This window comes from Acinetobacter sp. 22323, assembly GCF_052044895.1.
GTDB lineage: Bacteria > Pseudomonadota > Gammaproteobacteria > Pseudomonadales > Moraxellaceae > Acinetobacter > Acinetobacter schindleri.
In genome coordinates this window covers 13,219-29,963 of the sequence record NZ_JBQEOL010000007.1, presented here as the reverse complement: position 1 = coordinate 29,963, position 16,745 = coordinate 13,219, and the positions used below count along the sequence as shown (strand labels likewise).

Here is a 16,745-nt window from a genome sequence, read left to right as displayed (position 1 = left end):
GAGTTATTCGCTACTCAGCAAACTTTGTGCCAAATTAAACAGCGTCTGCACCTGTTTCACCTGTACGAATACGGATGACCTGTTCCAGATTTGTTACGAAAATTTTTCCGTCACCAATTTTGCCTGTGCTTGCTACACGCGTAATTGACTCGATTACCGCGTCAACCATTTCGTCGCTGATCGCGATTTCAATTTTGACTTTTGGTAAGAAATCAACAACGTATTCAGCGCCACGATAAAGTTCAGTATGGCCTTTTTGACGACCGAAGCCTTTGACTTCAGTCACAGTGATGCCTTGAACGCCAATTTCAGACAATGCTTCACGCACATCGTCTAATTTGAAAGGTTTTACAATTGCAGTTACGAGCTTCATGTTTGTTTTCCTTCGGCTTATTTCACCAGTAAGGTTTTATGTTCAAATTTCATGCCAAGATTTCTAAGGTCGGGGGAAATTAGAAAGCTCGACATGCGGTTTCCCTGAATATTATTTTATACTTATAAATCTTTTGAATCTTCAAATTTTAGTCATTTTTATGTGGTCTTTTATGATAATAATTATCGATTAATCCCATATTTTGTCTGAAATACTATAGTCTTGATTGCTGCGGTGTTAAACTGTGCGCTTATTTCCATCTCTATGGACCACACAATGATTGAAACTTTATTACAAGCAATCTTGCAGCAAATCGAAGAACCAAAAAAAGATCTGGAACATAATCTTCGGGCTTTATTAAACGAAGCAGTAAGTAAAATGGATCTGGTTTCAAAAGAGGAAATTGAACGTCAGCGTACAGCCTTAAATCAGGCCAATCAGCGTTTAAATGAGTTGCTCAAACAAGTTGAATCACTTGAAGAAAAGATATCGAACAAAAAATAAGCACCAGTGAAGTGCATAAAAGACAAATAACGAACAATAATAACGCACCAAAATGGAACAATAAATGTCTTTTGCTAAAATTCATACCCGGGGATTGCTGGGACTGCATGCCCCTTTAATAGAAGTGGAAGTTCATGTCAGTCAGGGCATGCCTTCCTTAACTATTGTTGGACTGCCCGAAGCGGCGGTTCGGGAAAGTAAGGATCGGGTTCGTTCTGCTATTTTAAATAGTGGCTACCAGTTTCCGACCAAACGTTTAACTATTAACCTGGCTCCTGCTGACCTGCCCAAAGACGGTTCACGCTTAGATCTACCGATTGCTTTAGGGATTCTGATGGCATCGGGGCAATTACCCGAAAACTGTGCTGATGGTATGGAATTCATCGGTGAACTTGCTTTAGATGGTCAACTCCGTCCCATCACTGGTACGCTTAGTATTGCGATTGCCTGTCAACAATCGCAGCATGAACTGGTTCTACCTAAGGAAAATGCTCAGGAAGCCTGTCAGTTACCTGATTTCCGGGTATTTGCCGCTGCTCATCTAAAAGAAGTTTGTGATCATTTAAATAGACTCGCACCTTTAGTCCAGATGCAGGCCCGACCACAGGTGAATCACTCAGATTCTCGCTTTGATTTAGCCGATGTCAAAGGCCAGCTGCGCCCAAGACGGGCTTTGGAAATTGCTGCTGCAGGTGGACATTCTTTATTATTTAGAGGACCTCCTGGAACCGGTAAAACTTTACTGGCTTCTCGGCTAGCCAGTATCTTGCCGCCTCTCAATACTGAAGAAAATCTTGAAGTCGCCAGTATTTATTCTATTGCCAATAATAGTCATACTTTTGGACAACGTCCTTTCCGCGCGCCACATCATACTGCGTCTGCAGTTGCCCTGGTTGGTGGAGGATCGCATCCTAAACCAGGTGAAATTACGCTGGCACATCTAGGTGTGTTATTTCTCGACGAACTGCCGGAATTTGATAGGAAAGTCCTTGAAGTATTACGTCAACCTTTGGAATCTAAGGAAATTGTAATTTCGCGTGCCTCTCGACAAATTACTTTCCCAGCCAACTTTCAGCTGGTTGCAGCGATGAATCCCTGCCCTTGTGGTTATGCTTTTAATCAGGATATTCGCTGCCAGTGTTCTCCAGAAATGATCAAGCGTTATCAGAACCGGATTTCTGGGCCATTACTGGATCGGATTGACCTGCATATCGATGTGCCTCCTCTGCAAGCTCATGAATTACAATCTACACAACCGGTAGAAGATTCTGCAACCGTTAGGGAGCGTGTGATAACTGCCTACGAACTGCAAATACAAAGACAGAACAAGCTGAATATGGCATTAAACCCAAAAGAATTAGAGCAATTTGCGCCACTAAATGCTCAGACCAGTAAAATGTTTGAACTTGCCCAACAAAAGTTAAATTTATCTGCCCGTGCTTATCATAGGGTATTACGAGTAGCACGAAGTATAGCTGATTTAGCTGAGAATTCAGAAATTCAGCCTCAGCATTTATCGGAAGCTTTATCTTATCGAGGTCAGCAAAGCTAAACGATTGGACAATAAAAATAAAAAAAAGGCGACATTTGTCGCCTTTTTTCTATTAAACAATTAGAAGCTGTAACCTAGACCTAGGACAACTTTATTTTTTTGTTTTATATCATTACGGTCATAACCACCGAAAATATAGTTCATACTTGCAGTCAAGCCAGTATCAGCAAGTGGCTTGCTTAAACCGATATCGAAATGACGAAAACCAAAACTCTCTGTTGAGTCTTCAATAAAGTCACCACTTTCCTCATAAATATATAAGCCTAATGCAGTATCCAAACTAAAATCTTTTGGTAATGCATAACTATAAGATGCTTTTAGATAAGTATCGCCTGTATTACCCCAAAGAGTATCTTCTAGCAAAGTTTGTGCAGTGATACCTAAATCTTTATAAGTCAAACCCAACATGGTTTCAAAGCCATTTGCATCTTTGGTACCAATATCATAATAGTAATAATAAGTTACGCCTGCTGTATAACCCCAGTCATCATTGATTGAACCGCTATAGCCTGCATAGAAATCATTTTCGAAAGCATTAGTGACTTCACCTGTTTCAACAATTACAGGAACACCGTCAGTATTTAAAAATTCATCTGTATTCACATATCTTAGGGTTGATCCCCACCAGCCTGCATAAAAACCTGAAGCATGGTTATAGTCTAAACCACCATTAATTGTGGCATCTTTATTTTCAGGTGTATTTGTAATACCACGCAAGTTATAGCTCGATAACACACCGATATTGCCAGATACTGAGTGCGGAGATGTAGGCTCATCTGCAAAAGTAAAACTGGATGCTGAAGCTACTGCTGCAACTGCTAAAGCTTTTAAAGTGAATTTCATTGTTAGATTCCCCCAACCGTCCGCAGACGTTTTTAGTTGTGTTTTTAAACTCAACTTAGGCTTTGCAATAGCTATGCCAACCCATAAAAAGGAAAATTCAAATTAGCTATAAAAGTTTTTTTATTTATATAAATATTTGATTTCAATCATATATATTAAAAATTAAAATTTAAATTGGTTTAGGTTAAACGATAAAATTAAGAAAAAACTGAAAAATAAAGTACTTGCGCTATTCCACTGTATGTCTAAATATTCGCTTACAACTTGCTACTTTTTGAAGCTATATTTTATATAGATAAATTTTTATGCATAAAAAAGGTGCATAATATTTAATCAATATGACACACCTTGCAATCCCTGTTTCAGCAAAACCTAGAAATTAAAGTTTGCACCTACGACAATATGATTATCGAAATCTATGTCATCACAACCTTTGCCGCCATAGACATAGTCCAGACTTAATTCAATTCGTTTTGCGACTGTTTTACTTAGTCCAATCTGTGTTTCATTAAAACTAAAGCTTTCTGTGGTCTGAATCAGTTGATCATCACCGCTAGCGTTATACAGGGAAGCACCTACTGACGTATTCAGGTTAAAGTTTTGCGGTAATAGATAGCTATAAGCTGCACTGAGATAAACATCTTCTGCATTTGCATAGTTAAGATCTGTCAGCATGACATCTAAACCTAAGCTCAGGTCGTTATAAAACACGTCATTCAGTATCTCAAAATCAGTAGTACGCGCTTATCTGGGCCATCTTTACTATAAACTGTCCCATCATTTTGATAGTAATAAGATACGATCTAGGATTAGTAGCTTCAGTTCTCATTCAGCGCTCGGCCATAACCAATATAAAAGTCATGCTCAAAACCATGATCCTGATTTGCATCAGAAGAATCATAATTTAAGGTTGAGCCCCAATAGCCCAGGAATCTCCCGCTGTTGTGTGTATATTCCAGTCCAAACTGTACCAATGGATCATCATTTTCCTCACCACCACGGTAAATATATTTGTTCATGACACCAATAATTGCGCTAAGTTCACCCCTAGATAGATTTTGGGTATCTTCAGCAAAAGCACCTGAAGTCATGGTAACAAGAAGCACAAGCAAACCGAGTTTTGGCAGTTGAGACATACATGCCCTCATTTACCAGGTTTGAATAAACGGGGGGTTAAGAATATGAAAAACGTGAATAATAAATTTTTACCAAAAGGTTTAAAAATGAAAATGGATGACTGTGAACTAGTCTAAATAGTGAATTGCAGTATAAAGGAAAAATTTAAAGTATTGTTAAAGTGGACAAAACAGCTTATAGAATCTTTTAATCAGTTTTAACCTTACATAACATCAAATTAAAAAAAATCAATATGAGCTCTGAAACATGCCCTTCATTATTAAAAATATTACATTATAAAAACTTTATTTTTATCTTATTGTTTTCAATATTAATTTTACCTTATGGAAAAAAATAATACTAAAAACTATAGCGTGATTGTGAATAATAGGTTAAAAAAACTCAACTTTAGTTTAAAGAATGTCATAAAAACGATATTTTTTATCAGATTAATTATACAATTTGGTTAATTTCTGCGTGTGCTTTAAGCAGATGCAGTACAAAAAAACATATATGAGGCTCTCTCCCCATGTTAAACGCAAAGAAACTTACATTAGCAGTGTTGGTACAAGCTGCTCTGATCTCTACAGCTTATGCAAGCGAACAAAGTGAAGCAAAAGGCTTTGTAGAAGATGCTGAAGGCACAGTTCTATTCCGTACGGGTTACTTAAGCCGTGATAAAAAAAATGGTGTTGATGATACAAGCTCTGCAGCTCAAACAGCAATAATTAATCTAGATTCTGGCTTTACCAAAGGTATTGTTGGTTTTGGTGCAGGTATCATTGGTGATGCTTCATTTAAACTCGGTAAAAATGGGCATACTGGTAACCAAATGATCCCAACGCATAGTCAAGATAATGCCGATGGAACTAAAGATGCCTATGATCATTGGGCACGTGGAGGTGCTTATGTCAAAGCACGCGTATCAAACACAACGGCTAAATATGGTACGCAAGTATCTGAAATTCCAGTAATTGCAAGTAATACTGCTCGTTTAACCCCTGAGTACTACACTGGTCTTTATATTGAAAGTAACGAAATTAAAGACTTGACGTTAATCGGTGGTAAATTCACTAAAAATCAATGGTCTAATGATATCAGCTCAGACCAACAAAATTTGGACAGTGCTATTTTCTGGGGCGCGAAATACAAGTTTAACGACCAAGTTAATGCCTCTTATTATGGGGTAGACGTTAAAGATAAATTAGATCGTCACTATGGGAATGTAAATTACAGCTTTCCTACAGCAAATGGTGCGACCGTAACTTTAGAGGCAATGGGTTACAATACTAAATGGAAAGTTGGAGCAGCAACCACTGATCCACGCAGTGCAACTGAAGAATTGACTAACTCAATTTGGGGTGTATCTGCAAGCTATAACAGAGATGCACACAATTTGATGCTTGCATACCAAGATAATGCGGGCAACATAGGTTACGACTATGCTTACAACGCAGATGGTCTACAAAGCATTTATGTACCAAACTCATACTTATCCGACTTTAAGGGTAACGATGAAAAATCTGTTGGCTTACAGTACAACTATAATTTTAAAAACCATGGTCTTCCAGGTCTAAACTGGACAACAGCATTCGTTTATGGTTGGGATATTGATGTAGCCGAAATAAATAATCCAGCACAAATTATCGACCAAGCTGAAGAACATGAATTCTTTAACCAAGTGAAATATACGGTTCAATCTGGTGCATTCAAAGATGCAAACTTACGCTTACGTCACTCATACTTGCGCGCAAGTGATACTTACAATAATGCTTCTGGCAACTATGTAAGTAATGCTATCAGCTCAACAAATGAATGGCGTATCTGGTTAGACATCCCGGTGAAATTATTCTAATGTCCTGACGATGCTTTAAATCAAAAAAACCTGCACATTGTGCAGGTTTTTTTATTTAAGCTTTAAAAGTTTAAAGACTTAAATGGAAAAGCAAAGCAATTATTTGTTTGCTTCTGCATAAGCAGCAATTGAGTCTAGTACTTCTTGTTTCGCAACATCTGCACCTTCCCAACCACTTAACTTAACCCATTTACCTGGTTCCAAGTCTTTGTAGTGCTGGAAGAAGTGTTCGATCTGGCTGATCAATAATGGAGGAAGATCAGTATATTCCTGAACATCTTTATAGATCGGTGTCAATTTGTCGTGTGGAACTGCAACCAGTTTCGCATCAACACCACCGTCATCTTCCATGTTCAGTTTGCCCACAGGACGGCAGCGAATAACAGAACCCGGCTCTACTGGGTGTGGTGTCACAACCAATACGTCTAGAGGGTCACCATCTAGAGATAAAGTGTTTGGAACATAACCATAGTTTGCTGGGTAGAACATTGCTGTACCCATGAAACGGTCTACAAATAGCGCATCAGAATCTTTGTCGATTTCGTATTTGATTGGTGCTGCGTTTGCAGGAATTTCAATAATTACATAGATGTCATTTGGTGCATCTTTACCCGCTGGGATATTGCTGTAGCTCATAGCATCACTCTTTAACAAGTTAAATCTTTTAAAAACCGCGACAATTATAACGGTTTTTTGCAGATTTTTTTCGGTTTAAAAATATCGAACAATTAATCAGGCGATTGATGGCTGGACTGACCTAAATTAGTTTGATGATCAGTAGCAATAACGCAATCGGACATAACATGGAAAGCAACCACATGATGGAACGCAATGTCGCCCAGTTTGCCAGATAGCAAATACCGTACAGCACCCGGAAAATCAGATAACCAATACCAAAAGTCATAATCAGACTTTGCGGCATGACCAGATATTCAGCCATCAGGACAGCTGCAATAAACAGCGGCAAGCTTTCAAAACTGTTCTGCTGAACAGCATGAGCACGTTTTGCAACACCGGTAGACTGTTCTAAAAAATCACGCGGATTCTGGTTATCTTTAGCCTTAAAGCCTCCAGCTTTTTTAGCAATCATGGTAAACACATAAGGTAGCAGACAAGCCGCTAAAATGAGATAAATGATCCCACTAATGCTCTGCATCTGATTTTTCTCATGAAAATTTTATCTGTATCATAGCATGGCATTTCGTGAATAAATTTTGTTAAATAGGGTGTTTTAGCAACCACATAAGGATTCACGATGGTCAGTCCCGATCAAAAAGAAATGTTGGATGTACTGGAACGCCAGCGTCAACATCAGCTGCAAGTGGATCGCGTCCTGAAAATTGTATTGCCGATCGTGGCATTTTTACTCAGTGTCATCGCCGCCAATATGAATATCTGGTCAGCTCTGTTCACCTTTGTGATGTTATGGATTGCCTTTTATGCAGTGGGCATCAAGCGCTATACCCTGTGGCATTGGCTGACGATTATTTTAGTATATTGCCTGATTGATAATGTGCTCAGCTATGGCGAGTTCTACCGCCCTGGTTTCAACCGTCACTTCATTAGCCTGTTTATCTTCGTCGGGATTGTAGGCGTTGGTCGTCGCTACTTCGACCGCTGGTGGATGGAAAAGAATAAATCTGCCCAACTTTAAAAAGATTCCATAAAAAAAGCGCCTATCAAAGGCGCTTTTTTTACACAGCTTTTAAGCTGTTTTGCGTAGATCTTTACGCAGGATTTTACCTACGTTAGATTTTGGCAATTCATCCAGGAATTCTACATAACGCGGACGCTTGTAACCTGTCAGATTTTCTTTTGCGAATGCCAGAACTTCTTCAGTTGTTAAAGATGGGTCTTTTTTCACCACGAACAGTTTAGGCACTTCACCTGATTTCTCATCTGGTACACCAATAGCAGCCACTTCCAGCACTTTTGGATGTTTCGCAACGATTTCTTCAATCTCTGAAGGATAAACGTTGAAACCAGATACCAGAATCATGTCTTTTTTACGATCTACAATCTTCACATAACCACGATCGTTCATCACACCGATATCACCGGTACGGAAGTAACCATTAATCATGACTTTGTCAGTTTCATCCTGACGGTTCCAGTAACCCTTCATCACCTGAGGACCACGGATTGAAATCTCGCCCTGCTCGCCCAATGGTACTTCATTGCCATCGTCATCTAAAATTGCAACTTCAGTCAACGGCAATGGAATACCAATGGTGCCGCTAAATTCTTCAGATGCAGGCGGGTTTGCAGTTGCAACCGGAGAAGTTTCTGATAAACCATAACCTTCGATGATGTTAGTGCCTGTAACTTTCTTCCATGCTTCTGCAGTAGAAGGCAGCACCGCCATACCACCACCCATCGCCATTTTCAGACGACTGTGATCCAGCTGTTTGAAGTCTTCATTATTGATCAATGCATTGAATAAAGTATTCACTGCCGGGAAGAACGTTGGCTGGTATTTACGTAATTCTTTAATTACCGCAGGCAGATCACGCGGATTTGGAATCAGAACATTGGCTTGACCTTTATACATACCGTACAGTGCACACACCATGAATGCAAAGATATGGTACAACGGTAGAGCACAGAAAATACGGTCATCTGGCTGGCCATCTTGTGCACCGAATTTGCTCTGGAAAATACCATCACATTGCAGCATGTTTGCAACCAGGTTGCGATGTGTCAGTTCAGCACCTTTAGAAACACCTGTCGTACCACCAGTATATTGCAGTACAGCAGTATCACTTAAAGTCAGTTCAGGACGTTTATAGTTCGTTGGGCTGACTTTGTTCAGCGCAGCATTGAACTTGATGTGACCTGGAATATCCCATGCTGGAATCTGTTTACGTACAGAACGTAGCACAAAATTAACTAGCGTACCTTTAAGTGCACCCAGCATATCACCTACAGAAGCAACAACGACGTGCTTCACTGGTGTTTTGCCAATAATTGCTTGATATACAGAAGCGAAGTTTTCAATGATCACCAGTACTTCTGTACCAGAGTCATTTAACTGATGTTCAAGTTCACGTGAAGTATAAAGTGGATTTACATTGACCAATACCAGACCAGCACGGAATACGCCCAATGCCACGACCGGATATTGCAACACGTTTGGCATCATCACTGCCACGCGTGTACCTTTTGCAAGCCCCAAGCTCTGTAAATATGTTGCAAATTTACGACTAGCTTCTTCCAGCTCGTTAAACGTCATTACTTTATCCATAAAGATAAAGGCATCACGTGAGCCAAACTTCTGGAAATTACGCTCAAAAATATCAACTAATGAAGTGTTTTCTGGTGGCAGTTCTACAGTGCGTGGAATCCCTGTTTTCTCGTATTCAGCGAACCAAATCTTTTCCATAATGCCATTCTCTCCAATCATAATCCTTAGAATCTCAACTGTTTTTTTCAATATTGCGCTAATTTTTTAACTTGTTTATGCGCAATAATGCATCCATCTTGTCGAATCGTTGTTCATATATAACGTATTTCGATTGATGGATGCTAGTCTTATCTTTGAATCAACAGTTTATTTGCTTTTTGATATCCGCGTGGTAAAAGCTGTCCTTTCGAACCGCGTTTGCCGATGTACTTTTGCAGATCATCCCCTTTTAATTTTATTTGCTGTTGTCCTGCAAGCACTTGAATTATTTCATCTAAACTCAAGGCTGTCATGGACAAAATCTGATCTTTATCTTCAAGTTGTATCAATTTATTACCTTTGCCTCTATTCAACACAGGTAATTCAGTCAAATCAACAATTAATAGACGACCTGCAGAGCTGAGCAATGCCAGATGAGTTTTGTCTTCAAGTGGCTGCAGATTCATTGCCTGCGCACCTTCCGGCACAGTCAGGAATGCCTTGCCCGCCTTGGCATTGGTATCCAGCTGCTTGGCTTGGGTCTTGAAACCATAACCTTTGCTGCTGATTGCGAGGATTTCTGCCTCATCTTCGGCAACCAGAACCTGTTTAAAGCCGACGCCACTTGCAGGAGAAAGTTTTGAACTCAGTGGTTCACCTAATCCTCGCGCAGACGGCAGACTGTTGATGGCCAAGGCATAACTGCGCCCCGTATCATCCAGTACATAAACACGCTGATTAGATTTGCCTTGGGCATGACTCAAGTACTGATCCCCTGCACGGAAGTTCAGGTTTTCGGCATCCACTTCATGGCCTTTGGCACAGCGGATCCAGCCAGCTTCAGATAAGACCACGGTCACCGGATCAGCAGGCAGTATTTCAGTTTCATCAATTGCCGCAGCTTCGGCACGCTCTACGATTGGAGAACGGCGATCATCACCAAATTTCTTGGCATCATCTTTAAGTTCATTGATGATCAAATTCTTTAAAGATTCTGGATTGGCCAGTTGCTCACGGATTTCAGCTGCCTTGGCTTCTAACTCTTCCTGCTCACGGCGCATTTCCATTTCTTCAAGCTTGGCCAAATGACGCAACTTGAGTTCTAAAATGGCTTCTGCCTGAATTTCATCAATACCGAACCGTTGCATCAGCACCGGTTTAGGCTGATCTTCTTCACGGATGATCTGAATCACTTCATCAATATTCAGGTAGGCAATGATCAAGCCACCCAAAATATGTAAGCGTTTCTCGATTTTATTCAGATGGAATTGCAGACGACGGGTCACAGTGGTCTTACGGATTTCAATCCATTCCAGCAAAATACGACGGATCGATTTCACCTGCGGGCGACCATCCGCACCAATCATATTCATATTGACGCGATAGCTGGATTCAAGATCGGTGGTTGCGAACAGATGACTCATTACCGATTCAGCATCGATACGATTTGAACGCAACACAATGACCAGACGGGTCGGATTTTCATGATCGGATTCATCACGTACATCTGTGACTAAAGGCAGTTTCTTTGCCTGCATCTGGTCTGCAATCTGGGTAATGATTTTGGAACCAGACACCTGATAGGGCAGTTCAGTAATCACGATCTCGTTTTTTTCAACCGTATATACGGCACGCATACGGTAACTACCACGACCTGTCGTTTGCATTTTTAGCAATTCAGCCGGTGGAGTAATAATTTCTGCTTTGGTCGGTAAGTCCGGTCCCGGAATATATTCAGCTACTTTGACATCGGTCAGGTTCGGATTACGAATCAGTGCAATTGTACCTTTGACCACTTCACGCAGGTTATGTGGTGGAATATCGGTTGCCATACCCACGGCAATACCCGTGGTACCATTCAACAAGATGTTCGGTACGCGTGCCGGCAGATTGACTGGCTCTTTCATCGAACCGTCGAAGTTGTCCTGCCAGTCACAGGTGCCTTGACCCAACTCAGAAAGCAATAATTCACTATATTGTGACAGTTTGGCTTCGGTATATCGCATCGCCGCGAAAGACTTTGGATCATCTGGTGAACCCCAGTTGCCCTGCCCCTCAATAAACGGATAACGGTAACTGAACGGCTGTGCCATCAGCACCATCGCTTCATAGCAGGCTGAGTCGCCATGTGGATGGTATTTGCCCAGTACATCACCCACAGTACGTGCAGATTTCTTTGGTTTGCTGGTCCACTTGAGCCCCAGCTCACTCATGGCATAAACAATACGGCGCTGTACCGGTTTCAGACCGTCACTGATGTGTGGCAGTGCACGATCCATGATGACGTACATGGCGTAGTTGAGGTAGGCCTGTTCGGTAAATTCTGCTACGGAACGGTTTTCTGTCGCATGATGCGCAAGGCTTGTCATAACAACCTATAATCCTAAAAATGTCGTTTTTGTATCAATGTTTCTTATGCTAAGTCGCACTGCCTGACTGCACAAGGGCAGTACAGTACACAGTGCGACAAATCGTGTCTTATGGCGTAAAAATATCCACTTTAAACGCCCTAAGCAACTAAAAAATCACCACCTTTATTGACTCAAGGATTCTAAAGTCCGACCTTTAGTTTCTTCACCCAGTACCAAGATCACCACAGCTACAGCAATCAGAACCACGGTAAACATGGTAAAGACATAGCTGAAGCCGCTCGGCATGACCATCAGATGGGTGACTGCAAATGGCGCAACAATACCACCAATCCGGCCGATTGCCCCTGCCCAGCCCGAACCAAAAGCACGGATATTGGTTGGGTACTGTTCTGGCGTATAGGTATAGAGCACACCCCAAGCACCGAGGTTAAAGAAGGACATCAGACAGCCCCAGATCACGATTTCGGTGACACTGCCGGACTGACCAAAGAAATAGGCAGATACGGCACACATGCCAATAAAGCCGGCCAGTGTTGCCTTACGTCCAAGTTTTTCTACCAGCCATGCTGCAACCAGATAGCCTGGCAACTGCGCCAGAATCATGATCAGTACATATTCAAAAGACTGGACAATGGTATAGCCTTCCTTCACTAACAGACTTGGCAACCAGGTGAAAATACCATAGTAAGAGAAGATGATGCCGAACCAGATCAACCACAGCATTAAAGTACGGCGGGCAAATATGCCTGACCAGAGCTGAACAAAAGAAATCGTCTGTTTTTCGGCCACAGGTTGAACCTGGAAGATTTCCAATACCTCTACCCCACACTTGGCTTCAATCTTTTTCACCAAGGCATGCGCTTCATCGATACGGCCACGGTTGATCAGGAAGGGAATCGACTCCGGAACGAATTTCCAGATCACAATTGCATACAGTGCAGGAATACCACCGATTAAAAAGGCGGTATGCCAGTCAAATTTCGGAATCACAAAATAAGAAATCAAGGCTGCACAGAGCCAGCCCAATCCCCAGAAACTTTCCAGTAAAACAATAAAACGGCCACGTACCTGTGCCGGAATATATTCACTGACCAGCGTTACAGCAACCGGTAACTGACCACCCAACCCCAGGCCGACAATAAAGCGGAAGACCAGTAGCCAGGTCAGGTTCGATGCAAAGGCACAAGCCGCGGTTGCCAGACTATAGATCACCAGCGTTAAAGCGAATATGGTTTTGCGGCCATAACGGTCTGCCAGACCGCCAGAACAGATTGCCCCAATTGCCATCCCGATAAAACCGATTGAAACTACCCAGCTTTTCTGGTCAGGGGTCATCTGCCAGTCTTCTGCCATTTTAGCCAGAATGAAGGAAATCAGTCCGGTGTCCATGGCATCGAACATCCAGCCTAAACCAATCACGACCAGCAACATATAGTGAAACCTGCCTACAGGTAAGCGCTGAATCCGGGAAACTAGGTCCATAAGTAAATCTCTGATATGTGATTTGGGAGAAACTGCAGGGAAAGCAGAAGTCTTCATCCTATTTTTATACTACGATTGAATGCAGAAACGAGGCTATTTTGCCTCGCTCATCTGAAAATCGTGTTTTATGATTCATCCTTAGATGAGGCGGATTGTTCATCATCATCTTTATAGATAAATTTCGGCATTTCCAGGCCAAAGTAAATGGCGATCAGGCGCAGGGTAAAACCGAAGATCAAGGTAGAAATGATGGTCAGCTCAAGCGACAGACCTGCGTGGCTACACAGCCAGTAGAAGATTACCGCAACGAAGGAAATACTGGCATACAGTTCACGACGGAACACCAGCGGCACATCATTACACAGAATGTCACGCAGAATACCGCCGGAGACACCCGTCAGGACACCAGCTACGGCACTGACCACAAAACCATGCCCCATTTCTAATGCGATCTGGCAACCGATAATGGTAAAACCGATGAGCCCCAAGGCATCTAGTACCAGGAAGATGTTACGTAAATGACGCATCCATTTGGCAATCAGAATGGTGACAAAAGCCGCACAGCAGGTCAGCACCAGATATTCAGGATGCTTGACCCAGGTTAGTGGATAGTGACCAAGCAGCACATCGCGAACCGAACCACCTCCCAGTGCCGTAACACAGGCAATGATCACGACCCCAAACCAGTCCATGCTGCGCCGTCCAGCGGATAAAGCACCGGTCATCGCTTCTGCGGTAATGGCAATAATATAGATTACGGTCAACAACATCGCCCTGCTTCCACCTGAGGCTTTGAGATGGCGGCTATTCTAAGGCAAATCTATGTGAAAGTTACAAAAATTGCGCACAACATAGCTTAAATTTTTTCCCTGAACCGCAAATGCAGGCTTGCTTCATTGTAAATTGTTGATCTGTGGTCAGATCGAGAAAATACCAGCAGCCTTTTACTTTGACGAAATGGGACGCTTCATGATGAATTTGTGCCTGTGTGCCATCATGAAAATGTGCCTTGAACTCGACCATTGCATGACATTTATCTAGTTTTTCATTGGTTTGCACGATTTCCAGTTTCAGCCATTGATTGGTCCTGCTCCACTCGGCAATTGCAGCCATATCTAAAAACCTTTGCTGTCCCAATGCGGTCGTCTGCTGGATATAGTTAATTTCCTGTTTGGCAAAGGCACTATAACGTGAACGCATCAACTGTTCGGCTGTCTGTGCAATTCGCTTGCCTTGATGCAGTGGCTGACAACAGCTTTCATAAATGCCCAGTCCACATGGACATGCTACTGAGAGGGTAAGTTCCAAAAATGAATTCCAAAAAAAATAGCCCGACGATGCGGGCTATTTTAGCAAAATTCAGCGCATACCTGAGGCAGAACTCAATTCTTGTTTTGTTCTTGCGGAATAATATGGACTTTTTCGATCTTATGACCATCCATTGTCACGACTTCAAAGATATGACCATCGGCTTCGAACTTCTCACCATTTTCAGGCAGACGGCCAAGGTGGAATAAAATATAGCCCGACAGCGTCGAATATTCTTCTGATTCATCCACCAGATCACGGCCAATCAGCAAGGATACATGACGGATATCGGTTGAACCTTCCAGCAACAGGCTACCGTCATGCAGACTTTCAGCGGCGGTTTCCATTTCATCTTCATCCGGGAATTCACCGGCAATGGCTTCAAGCACATCAATCGGTGTTGCAATCCCTTCGATCGAACCATACTCGTTCAGCACAATCGCCATTTGTAGCGGCGCCTGACGCAACTGGTCCATCACCATCAGTACCTGAGCATTTTCATGCACAATTACCGGTTCACGTAGATGTTTTTCGAAATCAAGTACACCTGTTTCGATATATTCGTTTAGCACTTTATGGGTCAGTACTACACCAGCAATATTGTCCAGCTCACCACGTGCCACGATCAGACGTGAATGACTCATCTGCAACAGATGGGCCTTAATGATAGCTTCATCTTCATCCAGATCAATCCATTCCAGTTCAGGACGCGGGGTCATCACCGACTTCACCGGACGTTCAGACAGGCCGAGTACGCCCTGCACCATCACACTGTGATAAACGCCATTTTCATCATCATTAAACACTTCGTCAGCAAAGGCACGCGTTGCCAGTACATCTACCGGCTCAGAAGCAGCATTATCCTGAGCAGGTTTACCACCGAGCATACGCATCACGGCTGAAGCAGTGCGATAACGCAGATCTGTAGTTGTCACCATTTTTTCCTGATTGCGTTTCATGGTCTGGTTAATAAATTCGACAATGACCGAAAAACCAATCGCTGCGTACAGGTAGCCTTTTGGAATATGGAAGCCGAAACCTTCAACCACCAGCGAGAAACCGATCATCATCAGGAAGCCGAGACAAAGGATGACCACAGTAGGATGACGATTCACAAAATCCATCAAGGCCTTGGAAGCCCATAGCATGATGCCGACAGCGATAATCACTGCAATCATCATTACCGACAGGTCTTTGACCATACCCACAGCAGTAATCACACTGTCGAGTGAGAACACGGCATCCAGCACCACGATCTGAACGATCACCATCCAGAACACGGCATGCACCGGATTTTCTTCTTTGACCACTGGCTTGGCTTCAAGGCGCTCATGTAATTCCATGGTGCCCTTAAATAACAGGAATACCCCACCAAACAGCAGAATCAGGTCACGTCCGGAAAATGGATGATCAAAAATATAGAAGAACGGTTCAGTCAGCGTGACTACCCAGGCAATAGAGGCCAGCAGGATCAGACGCATGACCAGGGCCAGGGTCAAACCTACAATTCGGGCGGTATTACGTTGTTCTGGCGGCAGTTTTTCAGCAAGAATTGCAATAAAGACCAGGTTATCGATGCCCAGAACAATTTCCAGCACAATCAGAGTTAGCAGGCCAATCCAGGCAGAAGGATCTGACATCCATTCGAAAATCATTGCATTCTCTCCTGTAGATCAGTGGAAAGATATGCAATGCTGCTGCGTAGCGCGGAACTATGTCCAATTTTATTTAAACACTTGATATGGTGACGTTTTATCTGGTTAAAGCGCCAACTTCGACTACCCATGTGATTTCTATTGTAGTAAGACAGATTTTCAGTATAGCAAGTTCAAAATGAAATTTACCAGTTTTCATGCTTTGGTTTAAGCTTACTGACTCTTGACTTCAAGATTGGCAAGAATGATGCATAGAATTGTCATATTTTTAATATATGTTGTAGTAACAAAATTAAAAAATGA

At 42.3% G+C, this 16,745-nt stretch carries 16 protein-coding genes; 4 read left to right on the top strand and 12 right to left on the bottom strand.

Annotated elements, in window-relative coordinates:
* Positions 1–34: 34 nt before the first annotated feature.
* Positions 35–373: a P-II family nitrogen regulator gene (gene glnK, locus ACTJIX_RS06170; RefSeq protein WP_004281042.1), complete on the bottom strand. Its 339-nt coding sequence runs from the start codon at positions 371–373 to the stop codon at positions 35–37.
* 276 nt (positions 374–649) lie between these two features.
* Between glnK and ACTJIX_RS06165 the strand changes: the two genes are divergently transcribed.
* Together ACTJIX_RS06165 and ACTJIX_RS06160 are read left to right on the top strand one after the other, a co-directional pair.
* Entirely contained in the window at positions 650–877 is a 228-nt protein-coding gene (locus ACTJIX_RS06165) for an accessory factor UbiK family protein (RefSeq protein ID WP_004810171.1), read from the top strand.
* Positions 878–941: 64 nt separating this feature from the next.
* Complete coding sequence (locus ACTJIX_RS06160; RefSeq protein ID WP_111810654.1) at positions 942–2,429, top strand: YifB family Mg chelatase-like AAA ATPase; 1,488 nt, start codon at positions 942–944, stop codon at positions 2,427–2,429.
* A 60-nt stretch (positions 2,430–2,489) separates the two neighbouring features.
* Here ACTJIX_RS06160 and ACTJIX_RS06155 read toward each other — a convergent pair whose 3' ends face one another.
* The 3 genes from ACTJIX_RS06155 to ACTJIX_RS06145 form a co-directional block, all read right to left on the bottom strand.
* Positions 2,490–3,272 carry a TorF family putative porin gene (locus ACTJIX_RS06155; RefSeq protein ID WP_111810655.1) on the bottom strand — a complete coding sequence of 261 codons (783 nt, stop codon included), beginning with the start codon at positions 3,270–3,272 and terminating at the stop codon, positions 2,490–2,492.
* Positions 3,273–3,644: 372 nt separating this feature from the next.
* Positions 3,645–3,947 (bottom strand): hypothetical protein, encoded by a 303-nt coding sequence (locus tag ACTJIX_RS06150; protein ID WP_004810179.1) that lies wholly within the window; start codon positions 3,945–3,947, stop codon positions 3,645–3,647.
* A 143-nt stretch (positions 3,948–4,090) separates the two neighbouring features.
* Positions 4,091–4,408 carry a TorF family putative porin gene (locus ACTJIX_RS06145; RefSeq protein WP_004810182.1) on the bottom strand — a complete coding sequence of 106 codons (318 nt, stop codon included), beginning with the start codon at positions 4,406–4,408 and terminating at the stop codon, positions 4,091–4,093.
* Positions 4,409–4,917: 509 nt separating this feature from the next.
* On the opposite strand from ACTJIX_RS06145, the gene ACTJIX_RS06140 reads away from it, so the two are divergent.
* The gene (locus ACTJIX_RS06140) at positions 4,918–6,243 is read left to right on the top strand and encodes an OprD family outer membrane porin (RefSeq protein ID WP_004810184.1); all 1,326 of its coding nucleotides are present in this window, start codon (positions 4,918–4,920) and stop codon (positions 6,241–6,243) included.
* A 99-nt stretch (positions 6,244–6,342) separates the two neighbouring features.
* On the opposite strand, the gene ppa is transcribed toward ACTJIX_RS06140, so the two are convergent.
* Complete coding sequence (gene ppa, locus ACTJIX_RS06135) at positions 6,343–6,879, bottom strand: inorganic diphosphatase (protein WP_004281037.1); 537 nt, start codon at positions 6,877–6,879, stop codon at positions 6,343–6,345.
* A gap of 121 nt (positions 6,880–7,000) precedes the next feature.
* Positions 7,001–7,399, bottom strand: coding sequence for an MAPEG family protein (locus tag ACTJIX_RS06130; RefSeq protein WP_004810187.1), 399 nt, complete (start codon positions 7,397–7,399; stop codon positions 7,001–7,003).
* 99 nt (positions 7,400–7,498) lie between these two features.
* Here ACTJIX_RS06130 and ACTJIX_RS06125 point away from each other — a divergent pair, with 99 nt between their 5' ends.
* The gene (locus ACTJIX_RS06125) at positions 7,499–7,897 is read left to right on the top strand and encodes a hypothetical protein (protein WP_004810189.1); all 399 of its coding nucleotides are present in this window, start codon (positions 7,499–7,501) and stop codon (positions 7,895–7,897) included.
* Positions 7,898–7,948: 51 nt separating this feature from the next.
* Here ACTJIX_RS06125 and ACTJIX_RS06120 read toward each other — a convergent pair whose 3' ends face one another.
* The 6 genes from ACTJIX_RS06120 to ACTJIX_RS06095 all read right to left on the bottom strand — a co-directional run bounded on the left by ACTJIX_RS06120 (position 7,949) and on the right by ACTJIX_RS06095 (position 16,442).
* Positions 7,949–9,625 (bottom strand): AMP-binding protein, encoded by a 1,677-nt coding sequence (locus ACTJIX_RS06120; protein ID WP_008305159.1) that lies wholly within the window; start codon positions 9,623–9,625, stop codon positions 7,949–7,951.
* A 149-nt stretch (positions 9,626–9,774) separates the two neighbouring features.
* Positions 9,775–11,994 carry a DNA topoisomerase IV subunit A gene (gene parC, locus ACTJIX_RS06115; RefSeq protein ID WP_440611297.1) on the bottom strand — a complete coding sequence of 740 codons (2,220 nt, stop codon included), beginning with the start codon at positions 11,992–11,994 and terminating at the stop codon, positions 9,775–9,777.
* 165 nt (positions 11,995–12,159) lie between these two features.
* The gene (gene niaP, locus ACTJIX_RS06110) at positions 12,160–13,479 is read right to left on the bottom strand and encodes a niacin transporter NiaP (RefSeq protein WP_440611296.1); all 1,320 of its coding nucleotides are present in this window, start codon (positions 13,477–13,479) and stop codon (positions 12,160–12,162) included.
* Positions 13,480–13,604: 125 nt separating this feature from the next.
* Positions 13,605–14,249, bottom strand: a complete 645-nt coding sequence (locus tag ACTJIX_RS06105; RefSeq protein ID WP_004810198.1) for a trimeric intracellular cation channel family protein — start codon at positions 14,247–14,249, stop codon at positions 13,605–13,607.
* Positions 14,250–14,310: 61 nt separating this feature from the next.
* Positions 14,311–14,787 (bottom strand): YchJ family protein, encoded by a 477-nt coding sequence (locus ACTJIX_RS06100; RefSeq protein WP_004810200.1) that lies wholly within the window; start codon positions 14,785–14,787, stop codon positions 14,311–14,313.
* A 74-nt stretch (positions 14,788–14,861) separates the two neighbouring features.
* A complete protein-coding gene (locus ACTJIX_RS06095; RefSeq protein ID WP_004810201.1) occupies positions 14,862–16,442 on the bottom strand; it encodes a TerC family protein in 1,581 nt (526 codons plus the stop codon).
* Positions 16,443–16,745: the final 303 nt, after the last annotated feature.